Source organism: Shewanella sp. Sh95 (assembly GCF_001308045.1).
In the GTDB taxonomy this organism is placed as follows: Bacteria; Pseudomonadota; Gammaproteobacteria; order Enterobacterales; family Shewanellaceae; genus Shewanella; species Shewanella xiamenensis.
In genome coordinates this window covers 11891-30515 of the sequence record NZ_LGYY01000186.1, presented here as the reverse complement: position 1 = coordinate 30515, position 18625 = coordinate 11891, and the positions used below count along the sequence as shown (strand labels likewise).

Sequence of the window (18625 nt, the reverse complement as noted above, 5' to 3'; positions counted from 1 at the left end):
ACTCAAAGCATCATGCTGAGGCTAAAATGCAAGATACAGGTTTTACGCATGTTGCCAGCTTGTATTAAATGGGGTTTTGGGTTGTTTGATTTTTGTTCAATAAGGCGCGTTTATCGATTAAATAGTGTTTTTGAGTGGTCTATTTGAAAAAAAATCACTCCATTAGCGATTGTTAACCTCAACGGTCTTGTGGAATCAGGGTGGCATTGATAAAGTTAGCTGATTTTTCTTTTCTTCTGACTCCACAGAATACAGGCTAGTTACATGTTCAAGAAGCTGCGTGGCATTTTTTCTAATGATCTATCGATCGATTTGGGTACAGCTAACACCTTAATTTATGTTCGTGATGAAGGCATCGTCCTCAATGAGCCTTCAGTTGTTGCTATACGTGGCGAGCGTAACAGCTCTGGTCAGAAATCTGTAGCGGCTGTAGGTACAGAAGCTAAACAGATGTTAGGCCGTACTCCTGGCAATATTCAAGCAATCCGTCCAATGAAAGACGGTGTGATTGCAGACTTTTATGTGACAGAGAAAATGTTGCAGCACTTTATTAAGCAAGTGCATAACAACAGCTTTTTTCGCCCAAGCCCACGTGTTTTAGTCTGTGTTCCCGTTGGCGCAACGCAAGTTGAACGCCGTGCGATCCGCGAGTCAGCCATGGGCGCGGGTGCCCGTGAAGTGTATTTGATTGAAGAACCAATGGCTGCGGCTATCGGTGCAGGTTTACCTGTGTCTGAAGCCACAGGTTCAATGGTTGTTGATATCGGTGGTGGTACCACTGAAGTTGCCATTATCTCCTTGAATGGTGTGGTATATTCTTCTTCTGTGCGTATTGGCGGTGACAAGTTTGATGATGCCATCATCAATTATGTTCGCCGTAATTACGGTAGTTTGATTGGTGAAGCGACCGCTGAGCGTATCAAACACACTATCGGTACTGCTTATCCAGGTGATGAAGTATTAGAGATTGAAGTCCGTGGTCGTAATTTGGCCGAAGGTGTACCTCGTAGCTTTACGCTCAACAGCAACGAAATTTTAGAAGCGTTGCAAGAACCATTATCGGGCATTGTGAGTGCGGTTATGGTGGCACTAGAGCAATCACCACCAGAATTAGCTTCTGATATCTCTGAGCGCGGCATGGTGTTAACCGGTGGTGGCGCCTTATTGCGTGATTTAGACCGTTTATTGATGCAAGAAACGGGAATTCCAGTCATGGTGGCAGATGATCCATTGACCTGCGTAGCGCGCGGTGGTGGTAAAGCCCTTGAAATGATTGATATGCACGGCGGCGATCTGTTCTCCGAAGAAACCTAATCTAACTTCGGTATAGGGCGGCTAATCACCGCCTTAGCTTTCCTATGAAGCCAATTTTTGTTCGTGGTATTTCGAACCAGTTCCGTTTAACACTGGCAATTATCCTGTCGGTGATTTTGCTTGCGGCAAATCACCGCCTTGAGCCTGCCCGTGAATCCCTTTCATCCGCTTTAAGCCCTATTCAATACCTCGCGAGTGTCCCCAGTGCGATCCTCGATTGGTCTTCTGAGAGTTTTGCGACCCGCAATATGTTGGCATTGCAAAATAAAGAGCTGTTAAGGCAACAATTATTAATGAGTGAACGCTTACAGCGTTTCGAGCATTTACGTCAGGAAAACGAACGTTTACGCGCCTTGCTAGGTTCGCCTGCCTATCAGGATTCTCTCAAGATGGTTGCAGAGGTCATGGAGGTTGCCAGCGATCCTTCCCATCATTATGTGGTTTTAAACCGAGGTTCCCGCAGTGGCGTCTTTGTTGGTCAGCCTGTTGTGGATGCGCAAGGTGTGGTGGGGCAAGTTGTGCAGGTCAGTGAGATGACTAGCCGAGTGTTACTACTGTCTGATGTGTCCCATGGTTTACCCGTACGGATTACCCGTAATGATGTGCGCCTTGTCGCCAACGGGACGGGGGAACTTGATGAAATTGAGTTACGCCATGTTGCCAAGAGTACCGATATTCGTGTGGGCGACCTGCTGGTCACTTCTGGCTTAGGTAACCGCTTCCCTGAAGGGTATCCGGTTGCGCGGGTAGTGGAAGTCTTTACCGAAGATGGCCAAAGTTATGCGCGAGTCACGGCTCAGCCTCTGGCGGCACTCGACCGTATTCGTTATCTCCTGTTAATTTGGCCATCGCCAGATTCGGGTGTGACACTGCCTAATCAAGTGCCAGTACCAGCCGCAGATCATCCTGCACAAGACGTTAAGCCTGATACCAGTAATGGAACGCCAACGACTCAAGGCGGTACTCAGGGCACAAATGTCAATGTGGTACCCAGTAATCCCAATGCAGCATCCAGTAACGCGAATGGGGCATCTAACGCTGCTACTACCCAACCGCCAGCAGAGGTGCACTAATGAGTTTACAAGCTGCTAATGGACGCATCGCGGTTTGGCTAACCCTATTTGTTGGGCTCTTAAGCCAAATTATGCCACTGCCAGTAATTGTTGAGGCCTGGCGTCCTGATTGGTTACTGATGATTTTGATCTATTGGTCCATTGCATTGCCCCACAGATATAACATTCTGACGGCTTGGGTTATGGGCTTAGCCCTCGATATTCTCTTGGGCGCGACTTTAGGTGTTCGCTCTTTGGCAATGTCGCTGGTGATTTATATTGCTATTTTACATTGTCAGCGTTTACGTAACTTCCCGAAATGGCAACAGTCGCTGGTCATAATGCTGTTAATTGCTATCTATCACCTCATTGTTTATTGGGTTGAGTTTGTGATGGATGGCGCAATATTCCACTCTGAACTGTTTTTGCCTGCACTATCGGGCCTCGTTTTTTGGCCTTGGATTTTTTGGATTTTACGTCGCATTCGACGTCATTATAAGGTTCGTTAGTTGTGAATTTAGTTTTAGCCTCGACATCGCCGCGCCGGAAAGAATTACTGACTCATATTGGATTCGGACGGGCTGATTTTACGTTTGCGCAAGTAGCACCAGATATTGACGAAACTCCGAAGACAGGAGAGTTACCACGGGATTATGTTCAGCGCCTTGCGGCTGAAAAGGCCCAGGCTGGGCTTGCATTATGCTCAGGTATGTCACAGCCTGCTGTATTAGGTTCTGATACTATCGTGGTGCTTGAAAATGAAATATTAGGTAAGCCAGTTGATGAGGCCGATGCCAAGCGGGTACTGCGTGCGCTTTCTGGCAAGGTGCACACAGTAATGACTGCCGTCGCCTTAGCAAGTGTCAATCATACCGCAGTGCGTTTAGTTGAAACCTTAGTGCGTTTTTGTGTGCTTTCTGATGCAGATATCGATGCCTATGTTGCCTCACAAGAGCCCATGGATAAAGCGGGCAGTTATGGGATCCAAGGATTAGGTGGCTGTTTTGTCGAGTCAATTGATGGTAGTTACTCCTGTGTTGTCGGTTTGCCATTAGTCGAAACTCGCCAACTCTTATCTGAGGCGGGCATTATCTAGTCTGCGGTATTGGTTTTCAGGCTTAGAACATACTGAGATTAATTTAATTTCCCTAATGGGGTGAGTCGTGAATACCAGTCGCTTAAATCCGAATAAAATTCAGCGCAAGATGGGTTCAGAATTACTGATTAATGTAACCCCCTCTGAGGCGCGCGTTGCCTTGGTCGAGCACGGCGTGCTGCAAGAAGTCCATATTGAACGGCGCATGAAGCGTGGTCTGGTGGGCAATATTTACAAGGGCAAAATCAGCCGTGTGTTGCCCGGCATGCAAGCCGCCTTTGTGGATATTGGCTTAGATAAAGCCGCGTTTTTACATGCCTCCGACATTGTGCCGCATACCGAATGCGTCGCCGATGTGGAGAAGGGCCATTTTGTGGTCCGTGATATCGCCGAGCTGGTTCGCCAAGGGCAAGATATTATGGTGCAAGTGGTGAAAGACCCTCTGGGCACTAAAGGTGCGCGCCTAACCACAGATATCACACTGCCTTCCCGTTATTTGGTGTTTATGCCTGGCTCTAGCCATGTTGGGGTGTCCCAGCGGATTGAGCAGGAAGAAGAGCGCAGTCGTCTTAAAAAAATCACTCTGCCATTCGTCGATGAAGACGGCGGCTTTATTATCCGTACCGCCGCCGAAGGCGTAGGTGAGGATGAACTTGCCCAAGATGCGGCTTTTTTGCGCCGAGTATGGTCTAAGGTCTCCGAGCGGCGTCAGCGCCGTGGCGTAGCATTACTCTATCAAGATCTGGCCCTGCCGGTGCGCATTGTGCGCGACTTTGTCGGCACCGAATTAGACCGAATTCAAGTCGATTCGCGCCGCACCTTTGCCGAGCTGCAAGCCTTCGCCCAAGAGTTTATGCCGGAAATCGCTGACAAGATTGAGCACTATTCTGGCCCAGCGCCAATTTTCGATTTGTACGATGTCGAAAATGAAATCCAGCGCGCTCTGGGACGCAAGGTGGAGCTTAAATCTGGCGGTTATCTGATTATCGATCAGACTGAAGCTATGACTACGGTCGATATCAACACTGGTGCCTTTGTGGGCCACCGTAATCTTGAAGAAACCATCTTTAACACTAACCTTGAAGCCACCCAAGCGATTGCACGGCAACTGCGGCTACGAAATCTCGGCGGCATCATCATTATCGACTTTATCGATATGCTGAGCGACGAGCATAAAACGCGGGTACTCAATAGCTTAAATAGTGCGCTCGCCAAGGACAGAGTTAAGACTAATGTCAGTGGTTTCTCTGGGTTGGGTCTAGTTGAAATGACCCGTAAGCGCACCCGCGAGAGCCTAGAGCATGTGCTATGCAGTGAGTGTCCAGCCTGTCAGGGCACGGGTAGCATGAAGACGGTAGAAACTGTTTCTTATGAAATCTTCCGCGAAATTATTCGCTTGAATCGGGCCTATGACGCCGACGAGTTTTTGCTTTACTGCTCGCCCGCTGTCTATAACAGCTTAAGTGGAGATGAAAGTCATTTGGTCGCCGAGCTTGAAGTTTATATAGGTAAGCGTATTCGCCTGCAAAATGAGCCTATGTATTCCCAGCATAAATACGACGTGGTGATGATGTAGTGGCAACGCTTTTTACTGCTAAAAAACTAAGCCGTTTTTGCTGGCAATTACTGGCACTGATCTTAGTCTTGTTTGCCTTGACGGTAAGCTTGATCCGTGGATTATTGCCTCAGGTCGATGAAGTACGCCAGCAGTTAGTTGAGTATGTAAAAAGTGAATATCAAATTGATATCCAAGTTGGCGAGTTATCCGCCCAGTGGCAGGCCTTTGGCCCAGCGGTAACGGTTGATAATCTAGTGATCCCTACGCAGGACAAGCTCCCTGTTACCGTGTTGGTGAAGCATGTCCAAATCAAATTGGATTTTTGGCAATCGCTACTGACCACCAGTCCACGAATTGAAGATGTCAATTTCGATGGTGTTCATATTGCCCTCGATATCGATAAATTATCGGGTAATAAGGCGCAGGGGTCTCCCAATCAAACGGCGCAAACCGATTGGTTGTATAAGCTGCTCTTAAAGCAGCTCGAGCGTTTCTCGCTGACGGATGCTTCGGTGCAACTGCTTAGCTTGCAACATGAATATCGACCCATTCATATTCGTCACCTCAATTGGCGTAATAGTGGTGAGCGCCACCGCGGCGCGGGGGAAATTTACCTCGATAATAATGCCATGGTAAATGAGTCGCTGGGTTTGCAACTCGATCTTCAGGGTGACGCAACTGCGCCTGATACGTTGAAGGGGCAAATCTATCTTGCGGCCCAGTCCTTAGATTTGGGCGAATGGGCATCACGCCAACCGAATCCCTATGATCCGAGCAAGAAGTTACCCTTAGAAGGGGTGGTCAATCTTAAGGCGTGGTTTGATTTTGCCCATCGTAGCATCAGCGCGGGCTTAGTGCAGTTTGAACCCAGTTGGTTGCAGTGGTCGATGGAAGATGCACCACAAAAGTTTGAAATCCAGTCTGGCAGTATTAGCTGGGCACCCAAGGACACAGGCTGGGAAATCAGCAGCACCGATCTGGACTTTGTCACTAACGGCGAGCATTGGCCCGATCTTAAGCTCGCGGCCAAGCAGCAAGATGATGCCTTTTATGCCTATGTGAGCCGCTTGGATTTACCGACCTTATTTCCACTCTTACCATTATTTCCTGGTGTCGATTTAGCCGTACTTGAGCAATGGTTCCATCTCGCGCCCGAAGGCAGTGTTGGGCCGATTCGCCTCTATCAAAGCGCCAAGCAACCCTTGCTCGCCAGTACACATATCCAGCAATTGCATTGGCAGAAAGTTGAAGGCATACCTAACACCAACCCATTAGACATTAAGTTGCAGTGGCAGAATGACAGCTTAGTGTTTTCGCTGCCAGAGCAGACCTATACCCTCGATTTTGGCGATCAATTTTCAGCCCCTCTAGTGCTGCATGGCGCTGAGTTAACTGGCGCCTTCGATACTCAAAGGGCGACCTTATCTGTGCCTGAGGTTCTGCTCGAAAACGACGATATTGGCGTGTCTGCCGCCCTAAAACTGGATTTTAGCGCCGAAGCCAGCATGTCACTCGCCGCCAATGTGGCCGTTAAAAATGCCGCTAATGCGGATAGATACTTTCCCGTTAAAGCCATGGGGGAATCACTGGCTGAGTATCTTGATGGTGCTATCAAGGCGGGTCAGAGCCAAAATGCTCAGGTGTTATGGCAGGGCGCCCTAGCGCATTTTCCCTTTGAGGATAATAGCGGAGTATTCCAAGCGGCCTTTACCTTAGATAACGCCGAGTACCAATTTCAACCCGATTGGCCAGCAGTCACTGAGCTTTCCCTCGATGCCTTATTTGAAAATGCCCGCATGGATATCTGGGTTAACCAAGGCAAATTGATGAATGTGGTGGCCGATGGCGCCCATGTGTTTATCCCCGAATTAGGCGAGCATTCGCTGTTAAAAATTCAGGCCGATCTCGCCACCAATGGTAGCGCCGCCACTCAAGTACTGCAGGCATCACCACTCGCCGATACTGTGGGCAAGACCTTAAGCGTTGTGCAAGTGCAGGGCGCGGTGACGGGGAACTTAGATATCAGCATCCCCTTGTACGAGGGTGAGGCCGAGGATATCCGTGGTCAAATAGCCTTTGATAACACTCCCGTCTTTATTGCCCAACCTGGCTTACAGCTCAAGGCCGTGACGGGCACAGTGCAGTTTGCAAATGAGATTGTTGAAGGCAAAGGCATTAAATCCCGCTTATTTGAGCAGCCCTTCGAATTTAGTTTTGCCACTAAACCCGAAGGCAAAGACTTTGCGCTTAATGTGGATATGAAGAGCCGTTGGGATCTCAGCCGATTACCACAAGAGCTGCAAAATCCCTTGAGTGAATTTTACCAAGGTAAAGTCGCTTGGGGCGGCAACTTGAATATGGTGTTCGACGATCAAGGTTATCAAATTCAAGCCAATCTGGGCTCAGATCTGGTTGGTGCCACCTTGAAATTACCAGGTGCCTTTGCCAAACCCGAAGATGAGCCTAGACCCTTAATGGCGGAGTTTTCTGGCGATCAGCAAACGGCAACGCTAAGGGTAAAACTGGATAAACAGGCCGAGTTTATCGGTGGCTTCGAGGCGGAAAAGGGCACTCAATTCAGCTATTTTGATTTGTTATTGGGCCGACTCTTCGATGCGGCCGAGGTGCCCAATACCGAGCTGGGGCATATCAAGATTGATGTGACCAGCGGCAAGCTCGCCAATTGGTTACCTGTAATTAATGCCTTTGTCGGCACAGACAACAAGCCCACTCGCACTGGTATTTTAGTCGAAGAGGCTGATCATTCCGCTCTGTTCCCTGCCGTTGTTGGGATAGACGCCAATATCGGCAAATTTGATTTACTGGGACAGGGACTGACAGATTTAAGACTGAGCGCCAACCCTAACGACAATGGCTGGCGTTTTGATGCTAAAGCCAGTGAATTTGAAGGAACTATTGATTTTTATCCCAACTGGATGACCCAAGGATTAAAAGTTAACGCCAGCAAGTTTTATTTCTCCCCCGAAGTGAAACCCGAAGGGGAAGCGGATTTCGCTGCGGATCAGGTGCTCACTAATTTACCGCCGGTTGCCGTGAATGTGGAAGATTTTCGCTTTTTCGACAAAGCCTTCGGTAAGTTGGTATTGCAGGCGAGCCCGCAACCTTTGGGCTATCGCATTCAGACCCTATCGTTAACGACGCCAGAGGTGTCCTTACAGGGCAACGGCATTTGGCAGCAGCAGAATGGTCAAAACCAAACTGAATTAACGGTGAGCTTAAACGCCAGTCAGTTTAATTATTTGAGTCAGCAATTGGGCATCGATCCTGGTGTGAATGAGGCGCCTTTGAAGGTGAATGCCGAGCTTAAGTGGCAAGGTGCGCCCTATGCTTTCTCCCTCAATACCTTAAACGGCAAAGTGAAGTTTGAGCTGGGTAAGGGGCATTTATCCCAAGTGAGCGATAAGGGCGCGCGGATATTCTCCTTGTTCAGCCTCGACTCCCTAGTGCGTAAGTTATCCTTAGATTTCAGTGACGTGTTCGGCCAGGGCATGTACTTCAACTCTTTTAGCGGCAATCTGCAAATCGATAATGGCGTGGTTAAAACCACGGATACCGAAATGGATGCGATTGCGGGCAATATGAAGGTGCGCGGCTATACGGACCTCACCAGCGAAAGCTTAAATTACGATATCCGTTTTGTGCCGCAGTTGGCGTCGAGTGTGCCAACTGTGGTGCTGCTCAGTACCAGTGCGTGGACGCTCGGGCTTGGCGCGTTTGCACTCACCAAAGTGCTCGAGCCTGTGATTGAGGTGATTTCGGAAATCCGCTTCCGAGTCACTGGCACTATGTCCGATCCTGTGGTGGAAGAGCTCGAACGTAAGAGCAAAGAGATTGAGATCCCCGAGTCGATTCTGCCTATGGTGGGGGGCGAATTGCCTGCGCCAACCGAGGGCGCTGAGCCTAAGGCTGATGCGGCGCCCATCAAGAATAGCGCTCCGACTAAGACTGACGCTACGCCGCCCATCGAGCCTGAAAAAAACAATGGGCAGCCTGCGCCAGATGCTGATAAACCTAAAGAGGAACCAGTAAAAGCGATTGAGGAAGAAGCATCGCCGCAAGCGCCAATGCTCCCCAAGGTAGAGCCTGCTGAGCCGCCCCAAGTCGAACCAGAACAGCCTAAGCCTTTGAGCACCAAGGTGGTATTGTCGATAAACACAATTCAAGGAGATAGTCATGCGCATCAGCCTGTTGCAATGTCAGAGCAGTCGCGACGTCAGCGCGAATCTGTTGTTTATCGAATCGCAGCTTGAGGAATTAACCCGTCAGCGCCTGCAATGGGATAAAGATGCTCCTCATTTAGCGGTGCTGCCAGAATGCAGCCTGCTGTTTGGTGGCCATGAGAGTCAGCAACTCGCCTATGCTGGCGACAGTCATCTTAGCCCGTTAAAATCCGCCTTAAGTGCCTTAGCCGCCCGTTACTGCGTGTATATGGTGGCGGGAACCATCCCTGCGCTGGCGGAGGATGGACGCGTCTACAGCCGTTGTTATCTGTTTGATGATAAAGGTGATACCTTAGGGCAATACGATAAACTGCATCTGTTTGATGTGGATGTCGCCGACGGCACTAAGCAATACCGCGAGAGTGAAACCTTCTGCCCTGGCAATCATATCAGCGTCATCGACACCCCTTTTGGCAAAATTGGCTTGACCATCTGTTATGATTTACGCTTCCCGGACTTATTCAGGGCGTTGCGCCTCGCGGGAGCCGAGATTATTACCGTGCCTTCGGCCTTTACTAAGGTCACGGGAGAAGCCCATTGGCAGGTGTTATTACAGGCCAGAGCCATTGAAACCCAATGCTTTATTTTGGCCGCCGCCCAATGGGGCGCTCATAACGAAGGCAGTCGCGAGACCTGGGGGCAGAGCATGGTAATAGGCCCTTGGGGCGAGGTGATTGCCGAGCAGAAAACCGGTACAGGTTGGGTGCATGCTGATATCAATGTGGCCGAGGTGCACAGCATCCGCAGTAAAATGCCCGTGACGCAACATAATCGCTTTACTGCACCGAACCTTAAGCCTTGAACAGATCAAGCCTTGAACAGATTAAGCCTTCAACAGATTTAGATGAAATAGACTCACAGCGAATTTAAGTTATTTTAAAAATGAGTGAGTTGCCAATTTTAGCCAAGCTTTCAGAGAGAACCGCGATGCCTTTTTTAGCACAAGTAGAGCAAAGTTTATTAAAGGGTGGCTTAGCCCTAGATGGGTTACAGAGTTATTTAAACACCATACATCAACATAAAGTCGATTTTTCCGATCTCTATTTCCAAGGCAGTCGCCATGAATCTTGGGTGCTCGAAGATGGCATTATTAAAGATGGTAGCTTCCATATCGAGCGTGGTGTAGGTGTGCGTGCCATCAGCGGCGAGAAAACTGGTTTTGCCTATGCCGATGATATTACGCCAGCGGCATTAAGCGCTGCGGCCGAGGCGGCGCGTGGTATTGCTGGGGCGGGTGAGCAGGCCAAGGTTCAGGCTTTCAAACGTCAACAAGCCTTGGCGCTGTACGATAGTCTCGATCCTATCGCTGCCATGGAAGAAGTGAAAAAAATCAACCTGCTGAAAGAGGCCGATGCCTATATTCGTAGCCTTGACAGCCGCATTATCCAAGTGGTCATTAGCCTCGCGGGCGTGCATGAAGAAATTCTGGTTGCCGCCAGTGACGGTACTTTGGCCGCCGATATTCGCCCGTTAGTGCGCTTTAATTGCAGCGTCATTTTAGAAGAAAATGGTAAGCGTGAACGTGGCAGCGCCGGTGGCGGTGGTCGTCACGATTACAGCGTGTTTATGGTGACGGATGAAACCGGTTTACCTATGTGCTTTGCCTTCGCCCGTGAAGCGGTGCGTCAGGCGCAAGTTAACCTCAATGCTATTGATGCGCCCGCCGGAGAGATGCCTGTGGTACTCGGTAATGGTTGGCCGGGCGTGTTATTGCACGAGGCCGTGGGTCATGGCCTAGAAGGTGACTTTAACCGCAAGGGCAGCAGCGCCTTCAGTGGCATGGTCGGCGAGCAAGTGGCTTCGAAACTCGTGACCGTGGTGGACGATGGCACACTTGCGAATCGCCGTGGCTCACTGAGCATCGACGATGAAGGCGTACAAACCCAGAGAACCGTGTTAATCGAAGACGGTATTCTCAAAGGCTATATGCAGGATAAATTAAATGCGCGCCTGATGGGCGTGGCGCCGACGGGTAATGGTCGCCGTGAATCCTATGCGCATCTGCCTATGCCTCGTATGACTAACACTTATATGACGGCGGGCGAGTCTGATCCGAGCGAGATCATCAAGTCGGTGAAGAAGGGCATTTATGCGCCTAACTTTGGCGGCGGTCAGGTGGATATTACCTCGGGCAAGTTCGTGTTCTCCGCTTCTGAGGCCTATCTGATTGAAAATGGTGAAGTGACTCAAGCGATTAAGGGCGCTACCCTGATTGGTAATGGCCCAGAAGCCATGAGCCAGATTTCCATGGTGGGTAACGACATGGCCCTAGATAAGGGCGTTGGTGTGTGTGGTAAAGATGGTCAAAGTGTGCCTGTGGGTGTCGGTCAACCGACCCTTAAGCTCGACAAGCTGACTGTAGGCGGTACTGCATAAAGCGAGAGCTAGAGCCTAGAATCTAGAATCTAGAATCTAGAATCTAGAAACCTCGAACCTACCCAACACTTCCTGTGGTGGGTTCTAGCCGCCTTCCATGATGGATGTTATCATTTGCAAAGGAAATTAGAGTAACTACTCTAGAGGTGTTAATGAAACTATCACGTTTGGCATGGCTGTGTTTATTGCCTTTGCCCTCGCTATTGCCGTTAGCGGCTAGTGCCCAGCCCAGTAGCTTTACTGAGGCTTGGCAGCAAGTGCTTAAGGTGAGCGATAAACTCCAGGCCCAATCCCAAGAGGTGAATCGCGCCAAGGGCGAACAAGAGGCGGGCGAGAGTTTAAATCTGCCGTCCCTCAGCCTGAATGGCAGTTATACCCACCTCGAAAAACCAATCGAATTAGATTTAAGGGATCTTAATCCCTTAGCCTCGCTTGACCCCTCGACCTTGCCACCCGCTCTCGGCGGTGCCTTGGCGAGTATTCCGGGTTCATTATTTGTCACGCCATTTACCGAGCAAGATATTTTCCGCGCCAGCTTACAGGCGATGTGGCCGATTTATACTGGCGGCCAGATCACCGCGGCTCAAGGCATTCATGCCGCCATGGTGGCCGAGAAGCAACAGGAGTTACAGTTAGCGACCCGCGACTTATTCACTCAGTTAGTCGATAGATACTATGCCGTTGATGTGACTCAATCCCTCGTCAGCACCCAAACCGAGCTGGTAGCCTCCTTAACTAAGCACGTTGACCACGCGCTAGCGCTGGAGCGCGAAGGGCAAATCGCTAAGGTCGAGCGCCTGAATGCTCAAGTTGCCTTAGACAACGCTAAGGTCAATTTAGGCAGCGCCCGCCGTCAACATGAAATGGCCGTAATCGCCCTATCACGCATGTTGCAGCAGAGCGATGTCAGCACTAACTCACCCCTATTTGTGTTGCCACAGGCGCCTTCATTGGGGGATTTGACCCAAGTGACCTTGAGCCAACATCCCGCACTTAAACTGCTCGAGGCTAAAGAAGCGCAGGCGAATGGCTTGGTTTCCTTAGAGAAAGGCAAATACCACCCGACGGTTTTCCTCTTTGGTAATTACACCTTATACGAAGATGACAGCTTGTTTTCTAAAGTGGAGCCGGACTGGATGGTCGGTGTCGGCGTAAAAGTGCCCTTGCTGAGTCGTGATGGTCGCAGCGGTAAAGTGGAAGCGGCTAAGAGTGCCTTGCTGCAAGCCCGTTACACTAAGGCGCAGACCCGCCAAGACTTAAGTTTGCTGCTGGACCAAAGTTATCGCCAGTTATTGCAGGCTGAGGAAGAGGTCAAGGCACTGAATACCTCACTCGAACTGGCGAGTGAAAACCTGCGCTTAAGGGAAATCGCCTTTAACCAAGGGTTGTCCACTTCTATCGACAGGGTCGATGCCGAATTAAAACTGAGCGCCGTTAAAACCCAGCAGCTCGGTGCCAGTTATCGCTATGTGCAAGCCTATGCCAGATTAATGGCCATCAGTGGTCAATTAGATGAATTTATCGGTCGCAGTGCCACAGGCGCTCAATCGCAGGAGACTATCAATGCGCGCTAACAGAATTCTTGCCCTAACGGCGTTGGTCGCATTAGGCCTTATCTTAGCCTATGGGCTCAAACTGGCTTACAGCCCGCAGCCGAGTCTATTACAGGGGCAAATTGAAGCCCGTGAATATAACGTATCCTCCAAAGTACCTGGGCGGGTAGAGCAAGTGCTTGTGCGCCGTGGCGATAGCGTCAGCGAAGGTGATTTGTTGTTTGCCATTCATAGCCCAGAGTTAGATGCCAAGTTGATGCAGGCCGAAGGCGGCCGAGATGCGGCTAAGGCGTTGCAACAGGAAGCGAATAACGGCGCCCGCACCCAAGAGGTGATGGCGGCTAAGGAACAATGGCTCAAGGCGCAAGCAGCGGCGACGCTGGCGAAAACCACTTATACCCGAGTGGAAAATCTCTTTAACGAAGGGGTTGCCGCAAGACAAAAACGTGATGAAGCCTTTACCCAGTGGCAAGCGGCCAAGTACACAGAACAAGCGGCGTTAGCCATGTATCAAATGGCCGAAGAAGGCGCGCGGGTCGAAACCAAAGCCGCGGCGGCGGGTAATGCTCGCATGGCCGAAGGGGCGGTGAAAGAAGTCAGTGCCATTATGGCCGACAGCCAAATGCGCGCACCTAAGTCTGGGGAAATCAGCGAAGTCTTGTTGCAAGCTGGAGAGTTAGCGCCGAGCGGCTTCCCAGTGGTCAGCCTTATCGACATGCAGGACGCTTGGGCAGTATTCCAAGTGCGTGAAGATCAACTCAAACGCTTTAAAAAGGGCGACAAACTGCCATTAACCATTCCCGCGCTGGATAAAACCGTGGAGTTCACAGTCTCTCATATCAGTGTGATGGGCGACTTTGCGACTTGGCGTTCAACCGAAAGTGGCCACGATTTTGATATGCGCACCTTCGAGGTAGAGCTGCGCCCAACTGCGCCGATCCCCGATCTGCGTGTCGGTATGTCTGTGCTGCTCAGTGCTGAGTAACCATTGTGGCCAAGTCACCGAGCGAGCAAACGCATTTGAGCGAGCCTAAGCCGTTGAATAAGGCTCAGAATGCGGCGCATCCTGCATCTTCAGGCATCATTGCATTAGTGCGGCGCGAGCTTAGGGCGCTATGGCGCGATCCTTGGCAACTGGCCCTTATCAGTTACATCCCGCTGCTGGGCATCTTGTGTCTCTGGTGGCTATTTAGTGCTGGGCTACCACGGCAATTACCCGTGGCGATTGTCGACCAAGACCATAGCCAATTGAGCCGAATGTTGACCCGTCAACTCAAAGCCAACCCTGTGACAGATCCCCAGAGTTTTACCGATCTTTCCTCGGCCATTACCGCGATGCAGCAGGCGCAGGTCTATGCCGTGGTGGTATTTCCCCATGATATGAAAAAGGATTTACTCACCGGCCATAAACCAACAATCGATGTGCGTTACAACAGCCAGTTTTTGTTGGTGGGAAAACTGCTATCGAGCCAAATTCAGCTGAGCCTAGGCGATGGGCTGTTACAGGTCGCAGGCCTTAAGCAACTGATGACGGGCACGCCAAAATCCCAAGTGGCGGTGAATTTAAGCCCAGTAAAGAGCCAAACGACCGCGCTGTTTAACCGTAATAACAACTACATAGGTTTTTTAGTGCCGCCGGTATTGGTCGCGCTGTGGCAGCTATTATCTATGTTGGTGATGGCCAACAGCTTAAATCGCGAGTTGCACCTTAATGTCGCGCAGTCAGAGGATGGGATCTCTAATCGATTGATCGAGCATTTTTGGCCTAAGGTGTTGGCTAAAATTCTGTTGTTTACTCCGATATTGATGCTGCAAGGCGGGTTTATCCTCACTTGGTTGTATCTGTATCTGGCTTTGCCTTTTGCTGGCAGTTTAGCGCTGCTGCTGTTTGCCCAGTTGATTATGCTACTGGCGGTGTGGAGCCTAGTGTTGTTTATCTTTGTGCTGATGCGCGATAGCGCGCGGGTTATCAGCTTTTGCACGGCGTTATTTGCGCCTGCCTTTGCCTTTATGGGGATCACTTTTCCTACCCATGATATGCCGCAACTCGCCCAGTGGTGGCGACTTGTTATGCCATCTAGCCATTATATTGAGTCCCATGTGAGTGTGGTCAGCTATGGTGCTGCTTGGCCAACGGTGGCACAGCAATTGAGTAGCTATTGGGGATTTATTTGCCTATTTCCCGTGATTTATGTCTTGGCGAACAAACTTTTGCCGATGACGGTAAAAGCTCAGGCGGAAGCGGCGGAATACGACGCGGCGCCTCTGCCTGCGAAGGGGCAATAGCATGAATTTATGGCAGTTAGTGCTGACAGAATTAAAGGCGATTGTGAGTGACAAGGCGATTGCCGTGACCCTATTCGGCGGAGTGCTGTTTTATTCGGTGCTCTATCCCTTGCCTTACTTGCACCAAGTCCCAACAGAACAACAGCTTATCGTGGTGGATTTAGATCATTCCTCCCTGAGCCGTCAACTTATTCGCCATGCGGATGCCAGCGCAAAAATTCAGGTGATAGGTCAAGTTGGCTCCATTACCGAGGCGAAGCGTTTTATCGAAACCGGCAAAGCCCATGGTTTATTGGTGATCCCCGAAGGATTTCGCCGCGACTTGCTGCTGGGCAAGGGCGTGACTTTAAGCTACGGCGGCGATGCCAGTTACTTCTTGATTTATTCGGCGGTGGCCGAGGGGCTTGTCAGCGCGGGGATGGATGCGGGCAAACAAGTGCAATTGATTGGGATGCTCGCGCAGGGGAAAAATCCGAAAGAAGCTGAGCAAAACCTGAATTCGCTGCACTTAAACAGCGTGCCTGCCTTTAACCCTAGTCTGGGTTATACGCCCTACGTGGTGCCTGGGCTCTTCTTACTTATCCTGCATCAAACTTTATTGATTGGGACTGGGATCTTAGGCGCGGGTCAGTGGCGCAGCCGCAGCTATTGGCAACAGGTGTCGCCGTTGCAATTGGTCTGTGGTCGTATTCTTGCCTTTATGTTGATTTATATGGTGTTTACCGGCTTTTATGTGGGGTATTGCTACCACTGGTATAAGGTGAGTATTCAAGCGAGTTTTGGGCTAGTGGCGCTCTGGTTGTTGCCGTTTTTACTGGCGACGGCGGCGGCTGGAGTTGCGATGAGCACCTTGTTTACCCGCCGCGATTTACCGACCCAAGTATTGCTGCTGATTTCTATGCCGATTCTGTTCGTCTCCGGCTTTGTCTGGCCGATTGCTTTAATCCCCGAGCCTTTGGTGCTGGGCTCGCAGATTATCCCTGCGGTGCCCGCCATTATGGGGATGCTGGAGCTGAATCAAATGGGCGCAAGCTGGGCGAATGTGCTGCCAAAATGGTTACAGCTTTGGGGCCTATTTGTGCTGTTTTTTGGTCTTGCGATTTTAGGAATTAAACGTCGGGCGCGGGAATGGGAGTCGCTCTGTTCATCTTTCCTATTGCCGCATAGTCTCTGCATCTACTACATAGTCTCTGCATCTAAAATAAGCTTTCCTTTGCTTTAAACATAGCCTTAATGGTCTGGTTTGTTTATCTGTATTTAGCGGTTTTACCGTGCAGACGACACAGATAGGCAACTTAATGTCCTTATTGGGTTGTCTTCTCCTCTGTTTTGGGGGAAAATTCGCGCCGCAAAAATAACCGGGGTATTCAGTATCCCGGTTATTTTCTTTTTGAGCGTATGGGTTTTAAACCAAATGAGGCCGGTAAACATCCGGAAATGATATGAGGTTCGTTTGAACCTACTTTACTGAGGACAATTCAATGGGGCTGTTGTTTACCGGATTTTCGGTAGTTGCCGTAAATCAAGCTGTTGCGTTTGCCATTCCACCTACTGCAAAGGGAGGTTGGATATGAGCCAACAAAATCCAGGCTTAAAGCAAAGCCTTAGTCTGTGGCAAGTGGTGGTGATGGGATTAGCCTATCTCACGCCTATGGCCGTGTTTGACACCTTTGGCATTGTCTCAGAGATCACCTCAGGCCATGTGGCCACCTCTTACTTGCTCGCATTAGCGGGTATCCTGTTTACCGCTTTTAGCTACGGTCATTTAGTGCGTAAATATCCCTATGCGGGGTCGGCTTATACCTATGCCCAAAAAACCTTTAGCCCAAATGTCGGTTTTATGGTGGGTTGGTCATCGCTACTCGATTACATGTTTATGCCGATGATCAACATGCTATTGGCCAAAATCTACCTTACTGCCATGTTCCCCAACGTGGAGCCTTGGATTTTCATCTTTGGTTTAGTCACTGTCATGACGGTACTCAACCTGAGGGGCATTGATTTAGTCGCGAATTTTAATGGCGTTATCGTATTTGCCCAGATAGCCATTATCTTAGTCTTCATCGGTTTAATGGCCAATAGCTTGTTCCTTGGCGAAGGTGAAGGGGTGATTGCCAGCGTGCGTCCATTCTATTCGGAGCAGATAACCTTAGCGCCGCTCTTTACTGGCGCGACCATTCTGTGTTTCTCCTTCTTAGGCTTTGATGGCTTAAGTTCATTGAGTGAAGAAACCAAGGACGCTAAGCGAGTGATCCCCCGCGCCATTGTACTGACAGCGCTGATTGGCGGGGTGATTTTTGTGAGCGTGTCCTATTTCTTACAACTCTATTTCCCTGATATTTCTCGCTTCCAGCAGTTAGACGCTGTGCTGCCTGAGATTGCCCTGTATGTGGGTGGTAATTTATTCCAGTCTATCGTGCTGGTGGCGACAACGATTGCGGTGCTAGCATCGGGCATGGCGGCTCATGCGGGGGTGGCGCGCATCCTCTATGTGATGGGGCGCGACAATATGCTGCCCAATAAAGGTTTTGGTTATGTTCACCCTAAATGGCGTACTCCGGCATTTAACGTGATTCTGGTGGGGTTACTGGCGCTTTCGGCGGTGTCATTTGATTTAGAAATGGCCTTGGCTTTGGTCAATTTCGGCGCCTTAGTGGCTTTTACCTTCGTTAACCTGTCGGTGATAGTGCAGTTTTATATTAAAGAAAAACGTAATCAATCCCTTAAGGAACATTTGCAGTATTTTATCTTGCCCCTGTGTGGTGCGGCGACCATTGGCGTGCTGTGGATAAACCTCGAGCCTCAGTCCTTAGAACTTGGCTTAATTTGGGGAGCTGTAGGGATGTTGTATTTGGCGCTGCGCAGCCTACGTTTGCGCAAAGCGGTAGAGTTGCAGAGTTAACTAAGGTATTGACTCATAAAGTAACAGCACTGAGGCATGCTAATGTCGTTTGCTTAAGAGTGAACGACATTTTTTTACGCCGACTGGAGACGCCATGTTGTTCGTTTGCAAAACTCGTGGATAAAATTTTCCCAGTTTTGTTGACCCATAGAAAGCAAGGTTAGAGACATTAACTTTTGCTAAATCGCGCCTAGCGCCTAAGGCAATATTCCGAAGTGCGGGGATTGGGGCGTGTTGACTTTCAGGG

Annotated in this window: 12 protein-coding genes and 1 pseudogene; all 13 read left to right on the top strand. The window is 50.0% G+C overall.

Annotated features, from left to right (window positions below; all coding sequences use genetic code 11):
* The first annotated feature begins 264 nt into the window (after positions 1-264).
* The 13 genes and pseudogenes from AEA42_RS13815 to AEA42_RS13755 all read left to right on the top strand — a co-directional run bounded on the left by AEA42_RS13815 (position 265) and on the right by AEA42_RS13755 (position 18378).
* Positions 265-1314 (top strand): rod shape-determining protein, encoded by a 1050-nt coding sequence (locus AEA42_RS13815; protein WP_007651015.1) that lies wholly within the window; start codon positions 265-267, stop codon positions 1312-1314.
* 44 nt (positions 1315-1358) lie between these two features.
* The gene (mreC, locus tag AEA42_RS13810; RefSeq protein ID WP_037422442.1) at positions 1359-2387 is read left to right on the top strand and encodes a rod shape-determining protein MreC; all 1029 of its coding nucleotides are present in this window, start codon (positions 1359-1361) and stop codon (positions 2385-2387) included.
* A complete protein-coding gene (gene mreD, locus AEA42_RS13805) occupies positions 2387-2875 on the top strand; it encodes a rod shape-determining protein MreD (RefSeq protein WP_055648027.1) in 489 nt (162 codons plus the stop codon). The genes mreC and mreD overlap by 1 nt, the downstream gene beginning before the upstream one ends.
* 2 nt (positions 2876-2877) lie before the next feature.
* On the top strand, positions 2878-3462 hold the full coding sequence (locus AEA42_RS13800; RefSeq protein WP_037428165.1) for a nucleoside triphosphate pyrophosphatase: 585 nt from the start codon (positions 2878-2880) through the stop codon (positions 3460-3462).
* Positions 3463-3571: 109 nt separating this feature from the next.
* Entirely contained in the window at positions 3572-5038 is a 1467-nt protein-coding gene (gene rng / locus AEA42_RS13795) for a ribonuclease G (RefSeq protein ID WP_051714234.1), read from the top strand.
* On the top strand, positions 5038-9291 hold the full coding sequence (locus AEA42_RS13790) for a YhdP family protein (protein WP_055648026.1): 4254 nt from the start codon (positions 5038-5040) through the stop codon (positions 9289-9291). The genes rng and AEA42_RS13790 overlap by 1 nt, the downstream gene beginning before the upstream one ends.
* The gene (locus AEA42_RS13785) at positions 9215-10063 is read left to right on the top strand and encodes a carbon-nitrogen hydrolase family protein (RefSeq protein ID WP_055648025.1); all 849 of its coding nucleotides are present in this window, start codon (positions 9215-9217) and stop codon (positions 10061-10063) included. Before AEA42_RS13790 ends, AEA42_RS13785 begins: the two co-directional genes overlap by 77 nt.
* Positions 10064-10188: 125 nt before the next feature.
* A complete protein-coding gene (gene tldD / locus AEA42_RS13780) occupies positions 10189-11637 on the top strand; it encodes a metalloprotease TldD (RefSeq protein ID WP_055648024.1) in 1449 nt (482 codons plus the stop codon).
* Between the two features lie 152 nt (positions 11638-11789).
* Positions 11790-13211, top strand: a complete 1422-nt coding sequence (locus AEA42_RS13775; RefSeq protein WP_055648023.1) for a TolC family protein — start codon at positions 11790-11792, stop codon at positions 13209-13211.
* Positions 13201-14175, top strand: coding sequence for an efflux RND transporter periplasmic adaptor subunit (locus AEA42_RS13770; protein ID WP_055648022.1), 975 nt, complete (start codon positions 13201-13203; stop codon positions 14173-14175). The genes AEA42_RS13775 and AEA42_RS13770 overlap by 11 nt, the downstream gene beginning before the upstream one ends.
* 53 nt (positions 14176-14228) lie before the next feature.
* Positions 14229-15476, top strand: a complete 1248-nt coding sequence (locus AEA42_RS13765; protein WP_055648062.1) for an ABC transporter permease — start codon at positions 14229-14231, stop codon at positions 15474-15476.
* 1 nt (position 15477) lies between these two features.
* Positions 15478-16602 (top strand): annotated as a pseudogene (locus AEA42_RS13760) (ABC transporter permease); the annotation flags it as partial.
* 444 nt (positions 16603-17046) lie between these two features.
* Complete coding sequence (locus AEA42_RS13755) at positions 17047-18378, top strand: APC family permease (protein ID WP_055648021.1); 1332 nt, start codon at positions 17047-17049, stop codon at positions 18376-18378.
* Positions 18379-18625 lie beyond the last annotated feature (247 nt).

What these genes read in the sequence shown, in the direction of transcription:
- mreD (WP_055648027.1), top strand. Translation starts at nt 2,387, where the DNA reads ATGAGTTTACAAGCTGCTAATGGACGCATCGCGGTTTGGCTAACCCTA.
- tldD (WP_055648024.1), top strand. Translation starts at nt 10,189, where the DNA reads ATGCCTTTTTTAGCACAAGTAGAGCAAAGTTTATTAAAGGGTGGCTTA.
- rng (WP_051714234.1), top strand. Translation starts at nt 3,572, where the DNA reads ATGGGTTCAGAATTACTGATTAATGTAACCCCCTCTGAGGCGCGCGTT.
- AEA42_RS13755 (WP_055648021.1), top strand. Translation starts at nt 17,047, where the DNA reads ATGAGCCAACAAAATCCAGGCTTAAAGCAAAGCCTTAGTCTGTGGCAA.
- AEA42_RS13775 (WP_055648023.1), top strand. Translation starts at nt 11,790, where the DNA reads ATGAAACTATCACGTTTGGCATGGCTGTGTTTATTGCCTTTGCCCTCG.
- AEA42_RS13770 (WP_055648022.1), top strand. Translation starts at nt 13,201, where the DNA reads ATGCGCGCTAACAGAATTCTTGCCCTAACGGCGTTGGTCGCATTAGGC.
- mreC (WP_037422442.1), top strand. Translation starts at nt 1,359, where the DNA reads ATGAAGCCAATTTTTGTTCGTGGTATTTCGAACCAGTTCCGTTTAACA.
- AEA42_RS13815 (WP_007651015.1), top strand. Translation starts at nt 265, where the DNA reads ATGTTCAAGAAGCTGCGTGGCATTTTTTCTAATGATCTATCGATCGAT.
- AEA42_RS13785 (WP_055648025.1), top strand. Translation starts at nt 9,215, where the DNA reads ATGCGCATCAGCCTGTTGCAATGTCAGAGCAGTCGCGACGTCAGCGCG.